Origin of the sequence: Knoellia sp. LjRoot47 (genome assembly GCF_964253435.1) — a bacterium.
Lineage (GTDB): Bacteria > Actinomycetota > Actinomycetes > Actinomycetales > Dermatophilaceae > Knoellia.
Genome location: NZ_CAXUQS020000001.1, coordinates 643,822 through 664,275, shown reverse-complemented (window position 1 = coordinate 664,275; position 20,454 = coordinate 643,822). Strand labels below are relative to the sequence as shown.

Genomic DNA, 20,454 nt, shown 5'->3' with positions numbered 1-20,454 from the left:
TGGAGGACACCGTGGCACGACCGATCACCCTGTTCACGGGACAGTGGGCCGACCTTCCCTTCGAGGAGGTATGCCGTCTGGCCGCCTCGTGGGGGTACGACGGGCTCGAGATCGCCTGCTGGGGTGACCACTTCGAGGTCGACCGGGCCCTGGCCGAGGACGACTACGTCGCCGGACGCCGGGAGATCCTCGAGCGCCACGGCCTCGGGGTCTGGGCCATCTCGAACCACCTCGTCGGCCAGGCCGTCTGCGACGACCCCATCGACCAGCGCCACCAGGACATCCTCCCTGCCTCCGTGTGGGGGGACGGTGATCCCGAGGGTGTGCGGCAGCGGGCCGCCGAGCGGATGAAGGACACGGCCCGGGCCGCCGCCAAGCTCGGTGTCGACGTCGTCATCGGCTTCACCGGCTCGGCGATCTGGAAGTACGTCGCGATGTTCCCGCCGGTGTCCGCCGAGACCATCGATGCGGGCTACCAGGACTTCGCCGACCGCTGGAACCCGATCCTCGACGTCTTCGACAAGGTCGGCGTGAAGTTCGCCCACGAGGTCCACCCGAGTGAGATCGCCTACGACCACTGGACGACGGTGCGCACCCTCGAGGCGATCGGCCACCGCGAGGCGTTCGGCCTCAACTGGGACCCGTCGCACATGGTGTGGCAGGACCTCGACCCCGCGGCGTTCATCTGGGACTTCCAGGACCGGATCTACCACGTCGACTGCAAGGACGTCCGGATGCGGGTCGGCAACGGCCGCAACGGTCGTCTCTCCTCGCACCTGCCGTGGGCGGACCCGCGCCGTGGTTGGGACTTCGTGTCCACCGGTCACGGTGACGTGCCGTGGGAGGACTGCTTCCGCACGCTCGGCGCCATCGGCTACGACGGGCCGATCTCGGTCGAGTGGGAGGACGCCGGCATGGACCGGCTCGTCGGTGCGGCGGAGGCCGTGGGCTTCGTGCGGCGGCTGGCGTTCGAGCGCCCGGAGGCGGCCTTCGACGCGGCGTTCAGCTCGGGCAAGGACGAGCAGTGAGCGGCGACGGCGCGGTGGCGGCGGACTTCACCCCCACCCGCGAGGACCGGTTCTCGTTCGGCTTCTGGACGGTGGGCTGGCAGGGCGTCGACGTCTTCGGCGGCGCGGTCCGTCCGCCGCTCGACCCGGTGGATGCCGTGCACCGGCTCTCAGACCTCGGTGCGTGGGGCATCACGTTCCACGACGACGACATCAGCGACTTCGGCACGTCGACGGCGCAGCGGCTCGACCAGCTCGCGCCCTTCCGCAGGGCGCTCGACGAGACCGGGCTCGTCGTGCCGATGGTGACCACGAACCTGTTCTCCCACGCCGTCTTCCGCGACGGCGGCTTCACCAACAACGACCGCGACGTCCGTCGCTACGCCATCCGCAAGGTCGCCGACAACATCGACCTCGCCGTCGAGCTCGGCGCGACGACCTTCGTCGCCTGGGGTGGGCGCGAGGGCGCCGAGTCCGGTGCGGCCAAGGACGTGCGGGCCGCGCTCGACCGCTACAAGGAGGCGTTCGACCTCCTCGGTGACTACGTCGTCGAGCAGGGCTACGACATCCGGTTCGCGCTCGAGCCCAAGCCCAACGAGCCGCGCGGCGACATCCTCCTGCCGACGATCGGGCACGCCCTCGCGTTCATCAACGAGCTCGAGCGGCCCGAGCTCGTCGGCCTCAACCCCGAGGTCGGGCACGAGGAGATGGCCGGGCTCAACTACGCCCACGGCATCGCCCAGGCCCTGTGGCACGGCAAGCTCTTCCACCTCGACCTCAACGGCCAGACCGGTCCGCGCTACGACCAGGACCTCCGCTTCGGCGCCGGCAACGCGCGTGGCGCGTTCTGGACGGTGGACACGGTGGAGACCGGTGGCTACGACGGCCCGCGGCACTTCGACTTCAAGCCGCCGCGCACCGAGGACATGGACGGGGTGTGGGCCTCGGCCGCAGGGTGCATGCGCAACTACCTCGTGCTCAAGGAGAAGTCGCGGGCGTTCCGCGCCGACCCCGAGGTGCAGGCCGCGCTCAAGGCCTCGCGGCTCGACGAGCTCGCGACGCCGACGCTCGCCGAGGGAGAGGGGCTCGACGCGCTGCGGGCCGAGGACTTCGACCCGGAGGTCGCCGCTGCCCGCGGCATGGGCTTCGAGCACCTCGACCAGCTGGCCCTCGAGCACCTCTACGGCATCCGCTGACCCGCTCCTCGACTGATTGCCCCACCGCGAGGCCTCGCGGTGGGGCAATCAGTTGTGTGTGGGCGGGTGGGCGGGCGACGACCGGGTATGCCGTCCGCCCGCCTCACGCTCGCGCTCACCCCTGTGCGCAGCCCGTGCCAGCACTAGAGTGCCGAAGGTGACCGAGAACGCGACGCCCGAGACGCCCGCCACCGACGCCACCACCAGTCCCGCAGGGAAGGCAGCACCCGCTCCTGACGAGAAGGCCGCGCCCGCCGGGGGCAACGCGCACCTCGACGAGATCCGTGCCGGCTACGCCTTCTCGGTCCCGTCGCTCAACTTCGGCGCCGCCGTCATCGACGGCACGGCCCACCCCGATGCCCCGGTCCAGATCCCGCTGGCCGTGCTCAACCGGCACGGTCTCGTCGCCGGTGCCACCGGCACCGGCAAGACCAAGACCCTCCAGCTCATGGCCGAGCAGCTCTCCGGCCAGGGCGTCCCGGTCTTCCTCGCCGACATCAAGGGCGACCTCTCCGGCATGGCGAGCCCGGGGGAGCCGAGTGATCGAACGGCCTCACGCGCGAAGGACGTCGGGCAGGACTGGCAGGCCACGGCATACCCCACGGAGTTCCTCTCACTCGGTGGTCAGGGCAAGGGTGTCCCGATCCGCGCGACGATCACCGACTTCGGCCCGACGCTGCTGTCCAAGGTCCTCGGGCTCAACGACACCCAGGAGTCGAGCCTCGGGCTCGTCTTCCACTACGCCGACAAGAACGGGCTCCTGCTCCTCGACATCAAGGACCTGCGCGCCGTCATCCAGCACCTCGTGAGCGACGAGGGCAAGCCCGAGCTCAAGGCCCTCGGCGGTCTCTCGTCGGCCACTGCCGGCGTGATCCTGCGCGAGCTCATCGCCTTCGAGGACCAGGGCGCCGACGCCTTCTTCGGGGAGGAGGCCTTCGACACGAAGGAGCTCCTCCGCACCGCCGCCGACGGCAAGGGGCTCGTCACCTGCCTCGAGCTCCCCGCGGTGCAGGACCGCCCGGCGCTGTTCTCGACGTTCCTCATGTGGATGCTCGCCGACCTCTTCCACGACCTGCCCGAGGTCGGCGACGTCGACAAGCCCAAGCTCGTCTTCTTCTTCGACGAGGCGCACCTGCTCTTCGCCGACGCGAGCAAGGCCTTCCAGGAGGCGATCGAGCAGACCGTGCGGCTCATCCGCTCGAAGGGTGTCGGCGTCTTTTTCGTGACCCAGTCACCCAAGGACGTGCCCGCGGGCGTGCTCGGCCAGCTCGGCAACCGCGTCCAGCATGCGTTGCGCGCCTTCACGCCGGACGACGCCAAGGCGCTCAAGTCGGCCGTCAAGACCTATCCGCACAGCGACTACGACCTCGAGGAGCTCCTCACGACGCTCGGCACGGGTGAGGCCGTCGTGACGGTCCTGTCCGAGAGGGGTGCACCGACGCCGGTGGCGTGGACCCGGATGCGTGCCCCGCAGTCGCTCATGGCCCCGTCGCCCGAGTCCCTGCTCGACTCGACGATCGCGGCGTCGCCCATCGCGTCGAAGTACTCGGCCGTGGTGGACCGGGAGTCGGCCTACGAGAAGCTCGCGGCCCGCGTCCAGGCGGCGCCGGCACCCGAGGCCGGCCAGAAGGCGCCGGCCCCGACCCCGGCCAGGAAGACCGCGGCGCCCAAGGAGGACCCGGGCCTCGTCGAGCAGGTCGTGAAGTCGAGCGCGTTCCGCTCGGCGCTGCGCTCGGCCGGCACGGTCATCGGTCGCGAGATCACCCGCTCGATCTTCGGCACCCGCAGGCGCTGACCGAGCGACCGGCGCAGATCCTGCTCACCGGCACAGTCATCACGACGCCGTTCGTCACGTCCTGCGCCGGTGGTGCGCTCACTCATCACTGGCTCGCTACGCCTCCCTCCCCTAAGGTGGAAATTTGACGCGCACCACCGGTGGCGTCTTACTTTTCTCCACCTCCGAGGACAACGATGTCTGAGACCCGACCGACCCTCTCCCGCCGTGTCGTCCTGAGTGGTCTCGCGGCCGCCACGCTCACACCGCCGACGCTGTCGTGTGCCACAGCCAGTGCCGCGGCCTCGGCCGCGCCGGCCGGTGCGCCCGCCCGCTCCATGCGGGACCTGCGGGTCCTGCCCTATCTGCAGAACCCGGCCAGCACCTCGATGACGATCAGCTGGGTCAGCTACGCCAACGTTCCGGGTGCCCTGACAGTGCGTGGTCCGGGACTCGGAGGTGGGCGACGCCGCGTCGTCAGCACCCCGCAGCCGATGCCGATCTTGGGCTACACCGAGGGCGAGCGGGCCGAGGACATCCCCGGCCTGGTGAAGGGCTCCTGGCTGCTCCGCGAGGGCAACGTCAAGCACGTCGTCGACGTCGAGGGGCTTCGGCCGGGCAGCCACTACACCTACGAGGTCGTGCAGGGACGAGACCGCTACCAGGGTCGTTTCCGGACCGCACCGAGCGTGCAGGAGTGGGACCGGGTCACCTTCATCGCCATGTCGGACCACGAGACCGAGCCGCGTGGCCGGGTCACCCGGCGCGAGTGGGCGCCCGGGGAGGTCGCCGGGCTGGGCCGGCCCGACGCCACGGCCGGGTCGACGTGGGACGGTGTCTTCGGCACCACCGTGCTCAACGGCGCGCGCGTCCTGCGCTACCCCCTCACCGAGGACGAGGGGTACCTCGCCAACCTGCGCGTCGTCGACGCCAGCAAGCCCGACTTCATGATGTTCCCCGGCGACCTGGTCCAGGGCGGCGGCTACCAGCCGGGTTGGGACGAGTGGTTCCGGTGCAACGCCGGCCCGGCGGGTGACCGGCTGGGCCGCACCCCCGCGCTCACGGCGTTCGGCAACTGGGAGAGCTTCGGCGGCGCGGTCAACGGCGGCTACGGCTCCAGCGCGGACCGCTCCATCGTCGTGCGCTCCCGCGGCAAGTACCACGCCTACTTCGACGCCCCCGACAACGGGACGCCCGAGCACCGCGACAACTACTACGCCATCGACTACGGCCCCCTGACCGTCATCACCCTCGACTCCAACAACGGCGAGCCGGACGACGACACCGAGAACTACACCGGCAACCAGGCGGTCGGCCGCGAGTACCGAGGCCCCGGCACCGACACCCAGAACAACTTCACCGCTGCCGAGTACGCCGCCGCCGGCGGCACCGACCTCTCCGACTTCAACCCCGGCAGCACCCAGTGGCGTTGGTGCGAGGCGCAGCTGGCGGATGCCCGCGAGCGGGGCCAGATCATCGTCATGCAGTGGCACCACTCGCCGTTCAGCAGCGGCGAGCACGGCCTGCCGATGTATCACAAGGACACGTCCGGCCAGGGTGGGACGCCGATGAGGCAGTACCACGTCCTCGCCGAGCGCTACGGCGTCGCCGCCGTGATCTGCGGCCACAGCGAGCTCTTCGAGCGCAGCTTCGTCGACGAGGACGGCGACGGCGTGGGCGTCCACTACTACGACGTCGGGATCGCGGGAGACGGCCTGCGCGGTGAGCGGCGGGTCGCCGGGCCGGACTCCGAGCGGCTCAGCTACAACCCCTACCGCCAGTGGACCGCGGACCGCGACGAGCCCGAGGTGTGGGAGGACCGGCGCGGCGTGCGGATTCTCACCTCGGGCGGCAAGCACTACGGCCACTTGCACGTCGAGGTCGCACGCACCCGCGACGGCGCCCGCATGACGCTGACGCCGGTGCACGTCTTCCCGGTCGTCGACACCGACTACCGCGTCACCCGCACGGAGCGCCGTGAGTACGACGACCGGGTGGTCCTGTCGATCGGGAAGGACGGGCGGGTCAGGGCCTAGAGGCTGAGCAGGGCGCTCGCGTAGGCGTCCTCGACGTCGGACTCGGTGACCGTATGCCGTGAGCCGTCGCTCGCGGCATACGTCACCTCCCAGCCCAAGGGCGTGAGTGCGAGCGAGACGAGCCGGTCGCCGAGGAGCTCGCGGAGCTGGTCCTCGCGGGGCAGCCAGACGGCCTTGTCGAGGCTCACCGAGTCGAGCGCCCACTCCGTCGTGCCGTTGAAGCCGAGCACCGTCTGCTCACCGAACGTCTGCGGCTCGACCGTGAGGTCGCTGACCCAGAAGACCTGACCGGTGAGCAGCTCGGCGTCGATGACGAAGCGGTCGCCGGCTGCCGGCTGCCAGAGCACACCGGCCTCGTGGACGACGCGGCGGGCGAGCTCGAGGCTGATCACCGCCCCATCATGACGTGCATCGCCCCCGCCATCAGTGCTTGGCCAGCGACGCTCGCGAGACGGGAAAGTCGAAGAACGTCGTCGGGAACAGCTCGGGCTTGTGGGTGAAGTGCCACCACTCCTCCGGCAGGTTGGTGAAGCCCTCGGCGCCGAGGACATTCACGAGCAGGTCGCGATGGGCGCGCGCGGCGCCGGTGATCGCCGGGTTCGCGGTGTGCGACAGCACGTCGAAGCAGTCGAACGCGGTGCCCATGTCGAGGGAGGCGTCCGGCACCCGGTCGGCGAGCGGGCCGAAGCACGACCCGCCGGGGTGCGGCGAGTGCGGGGTCGGACCCGGGCGGGCACCGATGGGCTGGATCGTGAGGTCCACGGTGCTGGCGCGGCTGTGTCCGGACTTCGCGGCGATGTAGCCGTCCTCGAACAGCCGTGACTTCTCGACGCGCGGATAGAACTCCGACTTCATCTGCTCGTCGTCGAGGTTCTCGGCCCAGCGGACGAAGTGGTCGACCGCGCCCTGGGGTCGGTAGCAGTCGTAGACCTTGAGGGTGAGCCCCTGCGGGCGCAGGCGGTCCTGGGCACGGGACAGGGCCTCGGCAGCCGGCCGCGTGAGCAGGCACAACGGCGCGCGGTAGTCGTCGATCCGCTCGCCGACAAAGTTGTGGTTGGTCGCGTAGCGGATCTCGTGCACGATCGTCGGATCGATGTCGCGCAGCGCCACGATCTCGGGGGGAGCCGTCGGATGGCCCTGTGCAGCAGCACTTGTCGTCATCGACGGAGCAGCGGTCGCCCCCGGGGCAGCGGCCAGGGTGAGCGGCATGGCCACGAACGAGAGGCCGAGGGCGAGGGCGGGGAGGGCGCGACGGGTCATGCCACGTTCCTAGCAGCGCCCGGACGGCCCTGCCACCGGAGCGGGCACCGGAGCGGGCACCGGAGCCGGTGCCGGAGCTGGCACCGCAGCCGGCGCCGTCACCACCAGGACACGACCGCGGCGGCACCACCGACGACCGCGGCGAAACGCACGGCACGACCGACGAGCCCGGTCACGAGGAAGACCACGAGCGGCACGCGCAGCGCGCCCGCGAGGACGGCGATCACGGCATACGGAGGAATGCCGACGACCGACGAGACGAGCAGCAGTCCGGCGGTGAACCACGGACGGCCCTCGGTGCGGCACCGCCACCGTTCGAGCGCGGCTCTGGCTCGCGGCTTCTCCATGCGGCGGGCCACGAAGCCGAAGCGTTCGACCTCGCGGCCGCCGTAGTACCAGAACAGCTTGCCCACCATCTGGCCGACGGACGACACCACGACGATGAGCCAGGTCGGTGCGTGGCCCTGGGTGGCGGCGAGGGCGACGATCGCCTCGATGTTGATGAGCGGGATGAGGGCCGAGGCGATCGCGAAGCCCGCGACGCTGAGGACCTCAGGCCACATGCGTGGGCACCGGGTCCGGCACGGGCAACCCGATGCGAAGGAGACGCGCGACCGACCAGCACTTGAGGCCGAGCAGCGCGAGCGCGATCACGAGCCCGACCTCCATCCACCCGGTGACGAGCAGCAGCACCGCGAACAGGGCGCTGTTGACGGCCTTTGCGGGCTTGGACCAGTTCCACACCCAGATGGTGCGGTCGACGACGTAGAAGTAGTTGGGGCTGCGGATCGGCCACGCGAGGAAGGCGATGGACAGGAAGGTGTCGACGACCATGAACTCGGCGAGGTAGACGAACACCGCCGGTGCGAGGTCGGGCTGGAGCCACGCGAGCCCGACGTAGAAGGCGCCGGCGTTGAAGCGGTCCGAGAAGATGTCGAGCACCGCGCCGATGCGGGTCTCGCACCGGCGCAGCCGGGCCCACGTGCCGTCGGCGATGTCGCCCACCCAGTAGATGCCGAGTGCGACCACGAGCAGGGTGAGGCTGCCCTCGAGCGCACCCCATGCGGCCACGGCCGCCGAGCCGACCGTGCGCACGGCCGTGATGACCGTCGCCCCGGTCCACAGGTGCTCGTGCAGGATCCCGACGTCGGCCGATGTCCCCCCAACCAGCACTGGTCCCGGCATGGGCACAGGATAGGCCGCGGCGACCGCCTGTGCGCCGACCTCAGCCGAGCAGCGCGGCGACGAGCAGGATCACCGGCACCGAGCCCATCGTCGTGATGAGGATCGTGTCGCGGGCGAGGACCGTTGCCCGGTCGTATCGCGTGGCGTGGACGAAGATGTTCTGCGCCGTGGGCAGGGCCGACGTCACGACGATGGCGAGCAGCGCGTGACCCTCGACGCCGAGCGCGAAGTGCGCCACGGCATACGCGACGAGCGGTTGGACGACCAGCTTGAGGGCGGAGGTGGTCGCCAGCTCGGCCAGGGACCCCGCGGCGCCCAGCCCGGGTCCGAGGCGGAGCGCGATGCCGTAGGCGATGAGCATGGCCGGGACCGCGACGTTGCCGAGCAGCTCGAGCGGGTTGCCGACGAACTCGGGCAGCGTCCACCCGGTGAGCGAGAGCAGGACGCCGACGAGCGAGCCGAGGGTGAGCGGGTTGCGGAGCGGTCGCGTGACCAGCTGTCCCAAAGACGGCGCGCGCCCGATCCGGTCGGTGTCGAGCAGGGCCAGGGCGATCGGCTGGAGCACGAGGAGCTGGAGGAGCAGCGTCGGCGCGACGAGCGCGGCGTCACCGAGCACGTAGCTCGCCACCGGGATGCCCAGGTTTCCCGCATTGACGTATGCCGCGGACAGCGCGCCGATCGTCGCGTCACCCAAACGTCGGCGCCAGACGAAGCGGGCGAGCAGGCCGTAGATCGTGACGGGGACGAGGACGGCGATCGACGTGGCGAGCAGGTTGGCCGACAGGACGTCGTGCACGTCGGCCCGGCTCAGCGTGACGACCATGAGGGCCGGCGACCCGACGAAGAACGCGATCTGCGACAGCACGCGCTGCGCGGTGAGGTCGACGATCCGCAGGTGGGCGAGGAGCGCGCCGACGGCGATGACGACGCCGATGGTGGCGAACCCCGTGAACACTCCCTGCACGGCGCAAGGCTAGGTCGCGTGGGGCAGCCCGCGCCGACCCGTCTCGCGCGACAGGGTGGGACTCGCGGGTTCGCGCGCGGCGCGAGACGAGCATCGTGTGCTGAGGCGAGCACCCACAGGCGCTCGCCTCAGCAGCTTGTGCTCGTCTCGTCTGGCTGGCTGGCTGGCTGGCTGGCCGGCTGGGCCCGGCCGAGCCGGGCGTCAGCCGCCGGGTCGCAGGACCGGGGCCAGGGTGTCGAGCACGGACGCATCCTCGATGGTGCCGGGCACGGTCGGCGTGCGGCCGTCGGCGATCTCGCGCATCGTCTTGCGCAGGATCTTGCCCGAGCGCGTCTTGGGCAGGGCCGCCACGATGTCCACATGGCGCAGCGCGGCCACGGCCCCGACCTCGTCGCGCACCCGCTTGACGAGCTCGGCCCGTATCCGCTCGGCGTGGTCGCCGGACGTGTCGACGCCGCCCTTGAGGACGACGAGCCCACGCGGCAGCTGGCCCTTGAGCTCGTCGGCGACCCCGATGACGGCGCACTCCGCGACGTCGGGGTGCCCGGCGAGTGCCGCCTCGATCGACCCGGTCGAGAGCCGGTGGCCGGCGACGTTGAGGACGTCGTCGGTGCGCCCCATGACGAACAGGTAGCCGTCCTCGTCGACGAGTCCGCCGTCGCCGGTGGCATAGAAGCCCGGGTAGGTCGAGAGGTAACCGTCGACGAAGCGCTGGTCGTCGCCCCACAACGTCGCGAGCGTCCCGGGCGGTAGCGGCAGGCGGATCGCGATGGCGCCCTCCTCGCCCGCCGGCAGCTCGGCGGCGGTCTCGTCGAGGATGGACACGGCATACCCCGGCATGGGGACGGTGGGGGAGCCGGCCTTGATCGGCATCGGTTGCAGTCCGCGGGGATTCGCGGCGATGGGCCACCCCGTCTCGGTCTGCCACCAGTTGTCGACGACCGGGACGCCGAGTGTCGAGCTCGCCCACTCGTAGGTGTCGGGGTCGAGCCGCTCGCCCGCGAGGAAGACGGTCTCGAGTGAGGAGGTGTCGTGCTCCCGGAGCAGCTCACCGCGCGGGTCGTCGCGTTTGATCGCCCGGTATGCCGTGGGGGCCGTGAACATCGCCATCACCCCGTGCTCAGCGATGACCCTCCAGAACGCCCCGGCGTCGGGCGTGCCCACCGGCTTGCCCTCGTAGAGCACGGTGGTCGCGCCGGTGAGCAGCGGCGCGTAGACGATGTAGGAGTGGCCGACGACCCAGCCGACGTCGCTCGCCGTGAACCACACGTCGCCGGGGCTGATGCCGTAGACGTTGCCCATCGACCAGCGCAGCGCCACCGCGTGGCCGCCGTTGTCGCGCACGATGCCTTTGGGGCGACCGGTCGTGCCCGAGGTGTAGAGCACGTAGAGCGGGTCGGTCGCCGCCACCTCGACGCAGTCGGCCGACTCGGCGTCGGCGACGAGCTCCTCCCAGTCCATCTCCTCCCAGTCGGTGTCGCGCTCGCCGACCGCCGCCCGAGCCTGCTCGCGCTGGAGGACGATGACCGACTCAGGCTTGTGGGTGCTGCGGTCGAGGGCGGCGTCGAGCATCGGCTTGTACTCCACGACCCTGCTCGGCTCGATGCCACAGCTCGCCGCGACGACGACCTTGGGCTCGGCGTCCTCGATCCGCGCGGCGAGCTCGGCCGGGGCGAACCCGCCGAAGACCACGGAGTGGATCGCGCCGAGCCGGGCGCAGGCGAGCATCGCGACGACGGCCTCGGGGACCATGGGCATGTAGACGACGACCCGGTCGCCCTTCTCCACACCCAGGCTGGCGAGCGCACCGGCGAACGTCGACACGCGAGCCAGCAGGCCGGCATACGTGATGGTCTGCTTCGCGCCCGTGACGGGACTGTCGTGGATGAGCGCGGGCTGCTCGCCGCGGCCGTCGCGCACGTGCCGGTCGAGCGCGTTGAAGCAGGTGTTGAGGGTCGCGTCGGGGAACCAGCGGTAGAGCGGCGCGTTCGAGTCGTCGAGCACCGTCGTCGGGGGAGTGATCCACTCGATGCCGTCGGCGGCGGCGCGCCAGAACGTGTCCGGGTCCTCGAGGGACTGCGCGTATGCCGTGCGGTAGGCGTCGGTGCTCATGCCGCCATCGTGGGGGTCGAGAGGGGGTCGCGACCAGTGGTTCGACGAGCGGCGAGACGAGCGGGCCGCGCGGTGCGCCGAGTGGGGGAGGTGGGGTGGTCGCGGTGGCTCGCGCGTCAGGGCGTCAGGGCGCCAGGGCGTCGGGGCGTCAGCCCCAGTTCTCGGCCCGGGTGAGGCAGAACGGGTGGCCGCTGGGGTCGAGCAGCACGCGCCAGGTGTCGCCGGGCTGCTCGTCCGGCAGGGTGGCGCCGAGCTCGACGCACTGCTGGGCGGCGCCGTCGAGGTCGTCGACGGCGAGGTCGAGGTGGAACTGCTTGGAGCCGTGCTCGTTGGGCCAGGCGGGCGCCTCGTGGTCGGGGACGGTGCCGAAGCCGAGCGCGTGGTCGGGTCCGGTGAGCATGGCGTAGCCGTCGCCATCGGAGGCGACCTTCCAGCCGAGGACGGCCGACCAGAAGGCGGCGTCCCGGCTCGCGTCGGAGCTGTCGAGGGTGAGCATCTTGAGGGCGGCGACGGCCATGTGGGGACTCCTGTGGTGAGGGCTGGTGGATCGCGTCGGTGTGTCACCGAGCCTGCCTAGGGTGGGGTCGTGCTGGATAGGACAAACCCGCCATCCGGGGCGACCGCGACCTTCGCGGGCATCCTCCGGCCCGAGCAGCTGGCCCGGTTCGTGCGGCTGCGGCGGTGGCCGGCGTCGCCGCGGGTGTCGCACTGGGTCGAGAACCACTGGTCGCTGCGGTGGGACCTTCCCGAGGGCCGCTGGTTCTCCAGCGAGGTCATCCCGCACCCGACCTGCTCGCTCACGGTGGAACGGGGGTCGCACCCGAGGCCGGAGGCCGGGGGCGAGGAGGTCGTCGTCACCGGTGTGGTGACCCGGCGGTTCGACGTCGAGGTGCGCGGGTGGGGTCGTGTGGCAGGGCTTCGGTTCCGGCCGGGAGGCCTGGCCGCACTCACCGGGCAGTCGGCGCGCGCGTGGACCGATGGGACCGTGGCGGCGCGGGGCGTCGTCCCCGAAGGGGTCGTGGCGGCGCTCGCGGCACTGGACCTCGACGGCGACGACACGGCGGTCGAGGCGGGGATGCGCGCGGTCGAGGGCGCCTTCCCTGGTGAGCCCGAGGCGGCCGATCCCCGCTACGGCCGCGTGCTCGACGTCGTGACGTCCATGCTGCGCGAGCCCGAGCTCGTGAGCGTCGCCGACCTCGAGCATCGCCACCACGTCTCGGCGCGCACCCTCCAGCGCGACTTCCTGCACTACGTCGGGGTCGGTCCCAAGCAGGTGCTCGGGCGCTACCGGATGCACGACGTCGTGGCCGCCCTCGACGACGGCTACGACGGGCCGCTCACCGCGCTCGCGGAGCGGTTCGGTTGGTACGACCAGGCCCACTTCACCCGCGACTTCACCTCGCTCGTCGGGGTGCCCCCGAGCCGCTACCGCAGCGAGCGGTGACGCGATTTCGTCGGCGTTCGGTGCTCGGGTAACCTCCTCCGTTGGAGGATTCGCATAGTGGCCTAGTGCGCACGCTTGGAAAGCGTGTTGGGTTAACGCCCTCAGGGGTTCGAATCCCCTATCCTCCGCCAACAGAAGGGCCCCGACTCCATGTCGGGGCCCTTCTGCATGGGGGGTGGACGTCTGGTTGGGGAATCCCCTATCCGCCCACGCAGAGCGTGGGACCCGCGCCAACAGAAGGGCCCCGACTCCATGTCGGGGCCCTTCTGCATGGGGGTGGACGTCTGGTTGGGGAATCCCCTATCCGCCCACGCAGAGCGTGGGACCCGCGCCAACAGAAGGGCCCCGACTCCACGTCGGAGCCCCTTCTGTGTACTCACAGCCACGTCGATCTCGCACGGCCACGTCGCCATGTCGACATGACGGTGCAGGGTCGACGTGCCGTCGCGGTCTGGACCCGACGGTCGAACGTGCAGACAGGTGGGCCTCCGTTCTGTCAGCATCTGGCCATGACGACCGGTGTGGGGGAGACGGTCCTGGGGGCCGAGCCCGCAGGGGCGCGGCGGTCGCTCTGGCTGCGCCGCCTCCTCGGCGCGCTCGTCGTCGCCGCCTGGGCGGCCTGGGCGGTGCCGTCGTGGATGTCGTCGCTGCAGGAGGTGAAGGCGCACGAGGTCGCCTCCGACGTGAGGTCCGGGCGGGTCACCGGCTTCCAGGCGGTCGAGAACGTCCGCCCCCAGACGATGGACTTCTCGGCGCTCGGGTCCGCGTGGTACGCCGACGTCCCCGGCGCGGACTCCACCGGGCGTCCCACCGATGTCCCACCGCGCCAGCTCGTCTACACGCTCGACGGCAGCACCCGCACGCGGTGGGCGCCGGAGCTCTACGTCGGCATGCCCGACGGGCCCGAGATCTTCACGGCGCTGGTCGACTCCGGTACCCGGCCGTACACGCCCGAGACCTTCCCCTCGAACCGTGACTGGGCCGCCTTCCCCGCCCTCTTCGTCGTCCTCATGTGGGTGGCCGGCCTCGTCGCCCTTCCGCCGACGCGGGGGACCAGGCCGTTCTGGGTGCTCAGTGCCACGGTGGGCATGGGTCTGGGCTTCGTCGCGTATGCCGTGGCCGAGCTCTGGTGGCCCCGCACCTCCGCGCCCACCGAGCCGGGGCCGGACGGGGAGGACGTCGAACACCGGCTGCGGTGGTTCCACGGGCTCGGCGTCGCAGTCGTCGGCGGTCTCGTCGTCGCCGGGCTCCGCGCCGTCATCACCTGACCGTCGCCCGGTCGCGCGGTCCCACCCCGGCTCGCGAGCCGGGTGTCGGCTCCAGAGCCTCGTTGACGCGGCTCGCGAGACGAGGACCGGCTCGCGAGCCCTGTTTCCCAACGACGGCAGCAAGTGACTGGTCCGTACCTGTTGCGCATGTCCGGACGTGTGGCTAAGTTCCATTGGCAACACCAAGTGCGTGAATGGTTCACATCGTCGTGGACCCGAGAGACCGGAGATGTCATGCCCCGTCCGTCCGTCACCCGCCGCACCGCGATCGCCTCGGCGGTCGCTGCGACCCTCGCCGCCGGAGCCATCCCGGTCACGACCGCGGATGCCGCCGTCCCGGCCGGTCCCAAGGGGTGGGTCCAGTCGACCCTCGTCCGGATGACCCTGGAGGAGAAGGTCGGCCAGCTCTTCGTCCAGCAGGTCTACGGCCAGGACGCCACCACGCCCGACGCCCGCAACCTTCCCCTCTACGGGGTCTCAACTCCCGCCGAGGTGGTGCAGAAGTACCACCTCGGCGGTGTCATCTACTTCGCGTGGACCGACAGCGTGAAGAACCCGCAGCAGATCGCCGGGCTCTCCAACGGCCTGCAGCAGGCGGCGCTGAGCCAGCAGTCCAAGGTGCGCATCCCCCTCCAGGTCGCGACCGACCAGGAGCAGGGCGTCGTGACGCGCATCGGCCCGCCCGCCACCCAGTTCCCCGGCTCGATGGCCCTCGGCGCGAGCCGCTCGGCTGACCACGCCCGCACTGCCGCCGCGATCACCGGCGAGGAGCTGCGCGCCATGGGCGTCAACACGAACTTCGCGCCCGACGCCGACGTCAACGTCAACCCGCTCAACCCGGTGATCGGCACCCGCTCGTTCTCGAGCAAGCCCGAGCTCGCCGCCGAGATGGTCGCCGCGCAGGTCGCCGGCTACCAGGAGGACGGCAAGGTCGCCGCCAGCGCCAAGCACTTCCCCGGCCACGGCGACACCGCCACCGACAGCCACGTCGCGTTCCCGATCATCACGCACAGCCGTGAGCAGTGGGAGCAGCTCGACGCGCCGCCGTTCAAGGCCGCCATCGCGCAGGGCATCGACATGATCATGACCGCGCACCTGTCGTTCCCGGCGCTCGACGACTCGGGCAACCCCGCCACGCTGAGCAAGCCGATCATCACCGACCTGCTCCGCGGTGAGCTCGGCTACAAGGGCGTCATCGTCACCGACGCGCTCGAGATGCAGGGCGTTCGTGACCTCTACGGCGACGAGGAGGTCGCCGTCCGCGCCCTCGAGGCCGGCGTCGACCAGCTCCTCATGACTCCCGCCATGGACAAGGCGTACGCCGCCGTCATCGACGCCGTCAAGACCGGCCGGATCAGCCAGGCCGACCTCGACGCCAAGGTGCGTCGCGTCCTCGAGCTCAAGGTCAAGCGCGGCATCGTCGCCGACCCGATGGTCGACCCCGCTGCCCTCGGCTCCGTCGTCGGCACCAACGAGCACCTCGCCACCGCCGACGCCGTGACCAACCGCACGAGCACGCTCGTCAAGAACGACGCCAAGGTCCTCCCGCTCGCCACGTAGGGCAAGAAGGTCCTCGTCACCGGCTACGGCGTGACGACGACCCAGATCCTCGCCGACGGACTCGCCAAGGCCGGCGCCACGACGACGGTCAACCAGACCGGCACCTCGCCCACCGACGCCCAGATCGCCTCGGCCGTCGCCTCGGCCCAGGGCAAGGACGCCGTCGTCGTCACGACGATGAAGGCCTGGGACACCGCGGTCACCGACAAGCGCGCTGGTCAGCAGAAGCTCGTCAAGGCGTTGCAGGACACCGGGATCCCGGTGATCGTCGTCGCCACACGCGACCCCTACGACATCGCCTACCTGCCCGGCACCGCGACCTACCTCTCGACCTACTCCTACAGCCCCGTCGCCATCGAGGCCGCGGCCCGCGTCATCTCCGGCGCCGTCGCACCGACCGGCAAGCTCCCCGTCGACATCCCCGCCAAGGGCGCGCCCACCACGGTGCTCTTCCCCTTCGGCCACGGCCTCACCTACTGAGTGGAGATCTGACCATGACCTCACCCAACCGCCGCCAGCTCCTCACGGGCGGGGCCGGGCTCGCCGGCGCCGCCGCCCTCACCCTCGGTGCGGGACCCGCGTTCGCCAGCCCGACGGCATACACCTCCGCCTCGAACGACCCGAAGCGCAAGGTGACCCCCGGCGCGGACGTCGCCGCCGCCAGTGGCTGGTCGGTCCTCAAGGGACGCAAGGTCGGTGTGATCACCAACCCGACCGGCATCCTGCTCAACCTCCGCTCGATCGTCGACGAGATGCACGACGCGGGCACGGTCGACATCCGCGGGGTCTTCGGTCCCGAGCACGGCTTCCGCGGCACGGCGCAGGCCGGCGAGGCCGAGGAGACCTACGTCGACGAGCGCACCGGCATCACCGTCTACGACGCCTACGGCGCCAACACGGCGAAGTTCGCCTCGATGTTCCGCGCGGCGGGCGTCGACACCGTCGTCTTCGACATCCAGGACGTCGGCGCGCGCTTCTACACCTACATCTGGACGATGTACACGGCGATGAAGGCGGCCGTCGAGACCGGCGCGAGCTTCGTCGTCCTCGACCGCCCCAACCCCATCGGCGGCACGGCCTACGGCCCGATGATGACCGAGCCGTGGACGTCCGGCGTCGGCGCCGAGGCGATCGTCCAGGCGCACGGCATGACCGTGGGTGAGCTCGCCCGCTTCCTCAACGTCGAGATCCTGCCGACCGACACCGGTGGTCGTCGCCTTCCCGAGATCGAGGTCGTCGAGGTCAAGGGCTGGCGCCGCGACGTCACGTATGCCGGCACCGGCCTCCCGTGGGTCATGCCCAGTCCCAACATGCCGACCCCCGACACCGCGCTCGTCTATCCGGGCACCGGGATGTTCGAGGGGACCAACCTCTCCGAGGGGCGTGGCACCACGCGGCCGTTCGAGCTCATCGGTGCCCCCTACGTCGACCACAAGTGGGCGGACCGCCTGGCCGGTCGTGACGTGGCGGGTGTGGCGTTCCGCGAGGCCTACTTCACGCCGACCTTCAACAAGCACGTCGGCAAGGTCTGCGGAGGCGTCCAGGTCCACATCACCGACCCCTCGGCGATCGACCCCGTCCTCGTGGGCGTCGAGATGCTCGTCGCGGCGAAGTCCATCTACAAGGACTTCCAGTGGCGCTACGACACCTACGACCCGGCCCGTCCGTACTGGATCGACAAGCTGACCGGCTCGACCCGCCTGCGCGACCAGATCACCGCGGGTGCCGACGTCGCCACCGTCGTGGGGGCGTGGAAGGCCGAGCTCGCAAAGTTCGACGCGGCCCGCCAGCCCTACCTCATCTACAACGGCCCGGCTCGATGAGCCTCTCCCGTCGCACCGTCCTCGGCGGTGGCCTCGTCCTCGGGGCGGCGTTCTTCACCGCCCCGGCCGCCCGCGCGGAGGACTACACGAAGCCCTTCACCGGGTTCGCGCCGCCGTCGACGGTGCTGCGTGCCGGGACGCCGGCGTCGGTGGGTCTGGACCCCGCGCCGATCCAGCTGACCAAGGACCAGGTCCGCAGCCACCAGGTCGCGGCTCCCGGTGGGCACCCGCTCTATCCCGGGCACGTCGGGCTCATGGCGCATGACGGGGTCGTCGTCGCGACCCAGGTCGACGGCTTTGCGCTCCGCTACAAGAACGCGACGGAGGAGCTGCCGCAGGCGCAGTGGGTCCCGATGCGTCGCGACACGATCTTCGACCTGGCCTCGGTGTCGAAGCTCTTCACGTCGATCGCCGTCGTCCAGCTCATCGAGGAGGGCAAGGTCGCGCTCGAGGCCCCGGTGGCGACCTACCTGCCCGAGTTCGGCGCGGCCGGCAAGGAGTCGGTGACGATCCGGCACCTGCTGACCCACACGAGTGGGTTCACGTCGTGGCTGCCGCTCTACAGCAAGTATCCCGACAAGGCCTCACGCATCGCTGCGGTGATGAACCAGCCACTCACCAACCCGGTGGGCACGGTCTACCTCTACAGCGACCTCAACCTCATCACACTCGGCGTCCTCGTCGAGCGACTGCGGGGCCAGTCGCTCGACGAGGTCGTCGCCTCGCGGCTCACCGGGCCGCTGGGCATGCGCGACACCGGGTACAACCCCGTGGCCAAGGACCGTACGGCCGCGACCGAGTACCAGGCCGTTCCGGCCCGGGGCATGGTCCGCGGCGAGGTCCACGACGAGAACGCCTGGTCCCTCGGGGGCGTCGCCGGTCACGCCGGTGTCTTCTCGACGGTCGACGACCTCGCGGTCCTGTCGCAGGCCCTGCTCAACGGTGGCACGTACCGCGGCGAGCGCATCCTCGACCGCAAGAGCGTCTCGCTGCTCATCACGAACTTCAACGAGGCCTTCCCGGGTGACGACCACGGGCTCGGCTTCGAGCTCAACCAGACCTGGTACATGGACGCGCTGAGCGGCCCGAGGACCGCGGGCCACACCGGCTACACGGGCACCTCGATCGTCATCGACTTCGCCTCGCGCTCGTTCGCCATCCTCCTCACGAACCGCGTCCACCCGTCGCGCTCGTGGGGGAGCATCAACGTCGCCCGGCAGGAATGGGCGCGCGGCCTGGGCATGGCCCTGCCGATCACCGCCCGCGGCAACCACGTCCTCTGGGAGACCGTGGCCCGGCACGCGAGCACGTCGACGCTCACCGTCCCGCTCGCGGTCCCTGCGGGTGGCGCCCGCCTCGGCTTCGACCTCGTCGCGCAGACCGAGGAGACCGACGTGCTGCACGTCGAGACCTCGAGCGACGGCGGGTCCACGTGGCAGCCCCTGCCGCTGCGACTGCGGAGCCCCGGCGACGCCCGCGAGGGCGAGGACCGGGTGCGGGACGGCTCGGTCGCACGCGCGGAGCTCGACGACGGCACGACCGGCCCGATCAGCGGGACCGACGGCGAGCGGCGGTGGCGCCAGGTGCGTGCCGACCTCCCGGCCGGCGAGCAGCTGCTGCGGTGGCGCTACGCCACCGACGCCAACACCCTGGGCCGCGGGGTCGCCGTGAGCCGCGTGAGGGCCGTGGCCGGCCGCGGACTGCTCCTCGACGCCGACCGCAGTCCGGACGACTTCGCCACTTCTGGCTGGACTCTGTCCCGGAGGTCGTAGTTTTGGCACATGTCGACTTCGACCCAGTCCTTCGACGTGGCTGACGCCCCGCTCCTTGTCCGTCTGCGTGGAATCCTCCCCTCGCTGACCCCTGCCGAGGAGCGGGTCGCCGCCCAAGTCCTCGCCGACGCGCGTCGGGCCTCCGACCTCACGATCACCGAGCTCGCCCAGGCGGCGAAGACGTCGGAGACGACGGTCCTGCGCTTCTGCAAGCGGCTGGGGCTCAAGGGCTACCCGCAGCTGCGGCTGGCGCTCGCGGCGGAGTCGGCGATGCCCCGCGAACAGCGGATGGCCGGCAGCGACATCAGTGCGTCCGACACGATCGACGACATCGTCGCCAAGGTCGCCTCCGTCGACTCGAGCGCGGTCGAGGAGACCGCTCAGCAGCTCGACCGCGACTCGCTGACCGCGGCGGTCGACGCCGTGGCCCGGGCCACCCGGGTCGACGTCTACGGCATCGGGGCGAGCGCCACGGTCGGCGCCGACCTCCAGCAGAAGCTGCACCGCATCGGCGTCGTGTCCTTCGCCTGGAACGACCCGCACATCGCCCTCACGAGCGCCACGCTCCTCACCAAGCAGGACGTCGCGATCGGCATCTCCCACTCGGGGTCGACGAGCGAGACCATCGAGTCGCTCGCCGTCGCCCGCCAGCACGGGGCGCGCACGATCGCCGTGACCAACTTCCCGCTGTCCCCGCTCGCGAAGGGCGCCGACATCGTGCTCACCACCGCGGCCCGGGAGACGTCGCTGCGCTCGGGTGCCACGGCCAGCCGCATCGCGGCCCTCACCGTCGTGGACTGCCTCTACATCGCGGTGGCTCAGCGGGACCTGCGCCGGGCCCGCAAGGCCGTCGCGGACAGCCGCAAGGCCGTCGAGGGCCACCACATCGCGTGACGGTGGCACGTCGAGGCATGGCGTCCGCAGAGGTGGTCGAGTTCTCGGCCAACGTTGCGGACGGTGGCGTATGCCGGGTGCGTGCGTTCGCAGAGGTGGTCGGGTTCCCGACCAAGGTTGCGGACGCTGGAGGTGCTGGGGCGGCGTTCGCGCGGGTGC

The 20,454-nt window shown here is 71.0% G+C and carries 18 protein-coding genes and 1 tRNA gene; 12 read left to right on the top strand and 7 right to left on the bottom strand.

The features are described 5' to 3' along the window. Nucleotides 1-11: 11 nt before the first annotated feature. From ACSQ11_RS03405 to ACSQ11_RS03390, 4 genes are all read left to right on the top strand, one after another. Nucleotides 12-1,028 carry a sugar phosphate isomerase/epimerase family protein gene (locus ACSQ11_RS03405; RefSeq protein WP_436003061.1) on the top strand — a complete coding sequence of 339 codons (1,017 nt, stop codon included), beginning with the start codon at nucleotides 12-14 and terminating at the stop codon, nucleotides 1,026-1,028. Next, nucleotides 1,025-2,203 (top strand): xylose isomerase, encoded by a 1,179-nt coding sequence (gene xylA, locus ACSQ11_RS03400; protein WP_436003059.1) that lies wholly within the window; start codon nucleotides 1,025-1,027, stop codon nucleotides 2,201-2,203. The genes ACSQ11_RS03405 and xylA overlap by 4 nt, the downstream gene beginning before the upstream one ends. Before the next feature lie 157 nt (nucleotides 2,204-2,360). After that, nucleotides 2,361-3,998 carry a helicase HerA-like domain-containing protein gene (locus ACSQ11_RS03395; RefSeq protein WP_436003057.1) on the top strand — a complete coding sequence of 546 codons (1,638 nt, stop codon included), beginning with the start codon at nucleotides 2,361-2,363 and terminating at the stop codon, nucleotides 3,996-3,998. A 176-nt stretch (nucleotides 3,999-4,174) separates the two neighbouring features. Continuing rightward, entirely contained in the window at nucleotides 4,175-6,013 is a 1,839-nt protein-coding gene (locus tag ACSQ11_RS03390) for a metallophosphoesterase (protein ID WP_436003055.1), read from the top strand. Here the strand turns inward: ACSQ11_RS03390 and ACSQ11_RS03385 are convergent. The 7 genes from ACSQ11_RS03385 to ACSQ11_RS03355 all read right to left on the bottom strand — a co-directional run bounded on the left by ACSQ11_RS03385 (nucleotide 6,010) and on the right by ACSQ11_RS03355 (nucleotide 12,051). Then, complete coding sequence (locus tag ACSQ11_RS03385; RefSeq protein ID WP_436003053.1) at nucleotides 6,010-6,405, bottom strand: hypothetical protein; 396 nt, start codon at nucleotides 6,403-6,405, stop codon at nucleotides 6,010-6,012. The two genes, ACSQ11_RS03390 and ACSQ11_RS03385, sit on opposite strands and share 4 nt — an antisense overlap. A 31-nt stretch (nucleotides 6,406-6,436) precedes the next feature. Further along, nucleotides 6,437-7,273, bottom strand: a complete 837-nt coding sequence (locus ACSQ11_RS03380) for a M15 family metallopeptidase (protein WP_436003051.1) — start codon at nucleotides 7,271-7,273, stop codon at nucleotides 6,437-6,439. A 98-nt stretch (nucleotides 7,274-7,371) separates the two neighbouring features. Further along, entirely contained in the window at nucleotides 7,372-7,836 is a 465-nt protein-coding gene (locus tag ACSQ11_RS03375) for a VTT domain-containing protein (protein WP_436003049.1), read from the bottom strand. After that, nucleotides 7,826-8,458, bottom strand: coding sequence for a CDP-alcohol phosphatidyltransferase family protein (locus tag ACSQ11_RS03370; RefSeq protein ID WP_436003048.1), 633 nt, complete (start codon nucleotides 8,456-8,458; stop codon nucleotides 7,826-7,828). The genes ACSQ11_RS03375 and ACSQ11_RS03370 overlap by 11 nt, the downstream gene beginning before the upstream one ends. A gap of 40 nt (nucleotides 8,459-8,498) precedes the next feature. Beyond that, nucleotides 8,499-9,422: an AEC family transporter gene (locus ACSQ11_RS03365; RefSeq protein ID WP_436003046.1), complete on the bottom strand. Its 924-nt coding sequence runs from the start codon at nucleotides 9,420-9,422 to the stop codon at nucleotides 8,499-8,501. 201 nt (nucleotides 9,423-9,623) lie between these two features. Next, nucleotides 9,624-11,534 carry a propionyl-CoA synthetase gene (locus tag ACSQ11_RS03360; protein ID WP_436003044.1) on the bottom strand — a complete coding sequence of 637 codons (1,911 nt, stop codon included), beginning with the start codon at nucleotides 11,532-11,534 and terminating at the stop codon, nucleotides 9,624-9,626. Between the two features lie 148 nt (nucleotides 11,535-11,682). Beyond that, complete coding sequence (locus ACSQ11_RS03355) at nucleotides 11,683-12,051, bottom strand: VOC family protein (protein ID WP_436003042.1); 369 nt, start codon at nucleotides 12,049-12,051, stop codon at nucleotides 11,683-11,685. Between the two features lie 69 nt (nucleotides 12,052-12,120). Here ACSQ11_RS03355 and ACSQ11_RS03350 point away from each other — a divergent pair, with 69 nt between their 5' ends. From ACSQ11_RS03350 to ACSQ11_RS03315, 8 genes are all read left to right on the top strand, one after another. After that, the gene (locus ACSQ11_RS03350) at nucleotides 12,121-12,978 is read left to right on the top strand and encodes a DUF6597 domain-containing transcriptional factor (protein WP_436003040.1); all 858 of its coding nucleotides are present in this window, start codon (nucleotides 12,121-12,123) and stop codon (nucleotides 12,976-12,978) included. 43 nt (nucleotides 12,979-13,021) lie between these two features. Next, nucleotides 13,022-13,109 (top strand) — tRNA-Ser (locus tag ACSQ11_RS03345). A gap of 378 nt (nucleotides 13,110-13,487) precedes the next feature. Continuing rightward, the gene (locus tag ACSQ11_RS03340) at nucleotides 13,488-14,246 is read left to right on the top strand and encodes a hypothetical protein (protein ID WP_436003038.1); all 759 of its coding nucleotides are present in this window, start codon (nucleotides 13,488-13,490) and stop codon (nucleotides 14,244-14,246) included. Between the two features lie 234 nt (nucleotides 14,247-14,480). Beyond that, on the top strand, nucleotides 14,481-15,806 hold the full coding sequence (locus tag ACSQ11_RS03335) for a glycoside hydrolase family 3 protein (protein ID WP_436003030.1): 1,326 nt from the start codon (nucleotides 14,481-14,483) through the stop codon (nucleotides 15,804-15,806). 30 nt (nucleotides 15,807-15,836) lie between these two features. Continuing rightward, the gene (locus tag ACSQ11_RS03330) at nucleotides 15,837-16,286 is read left to right on the top strand and encodes a glycoside hydrolase family 3 protein (protein ID WP_436003028.1); all 450 of its coding nucleotides are present in this window, start codon (nucleotides 15,837-15,839) and stop codon (nucleotides 16,284-16,286) included. Between the two features lie 14 nt (nucleotides 16,287-16,300). Continuing rightward, complete coding sequence (locus tag ACSQ11_RS03325; RefSeq protein WP_436003026.1) at nucleotides 16,301-17,629, top strand: exo-beta-N-acetylmuramidase NamZ family protein; 1,329 nt, start codon at nucleotides 16,301-16,303, stop codon at nucleotides 17,627-17,629. Beyond that, on the top strand, nucleotides 17,626-19,401 hold the full coding sequence (locus ACSQ11_RS03320; RefSeq protein WP_436003024.1) for a serine hydrolase: 1,776 nt from the start codon (nucleotides 17,626-17,628) through the stop codon (nucleotides 19,399-19,401). The genes ACSQ11_RS03325 and ACSQ11_RS03320 overlap by 4 nt, the downstream gene beginning before the upstream one ends. Nucleotides 19,402-19,410: 9 nt before the next feature. Next, on the top strand, nucleotides 19,411-20,295 hold the full coding sequence (locus ACSQ11_RS03315; RefSeq protein WP_436003022.1) for a MurR/RpiR family transcriptional regulator: 885 nt from the start codon (nucleotides 19,411-19,413) through the stop codon (nucleotides 20,293-20,295). Nucleotides 20,296-20,454: the final 159 nt, after the last annotated feature.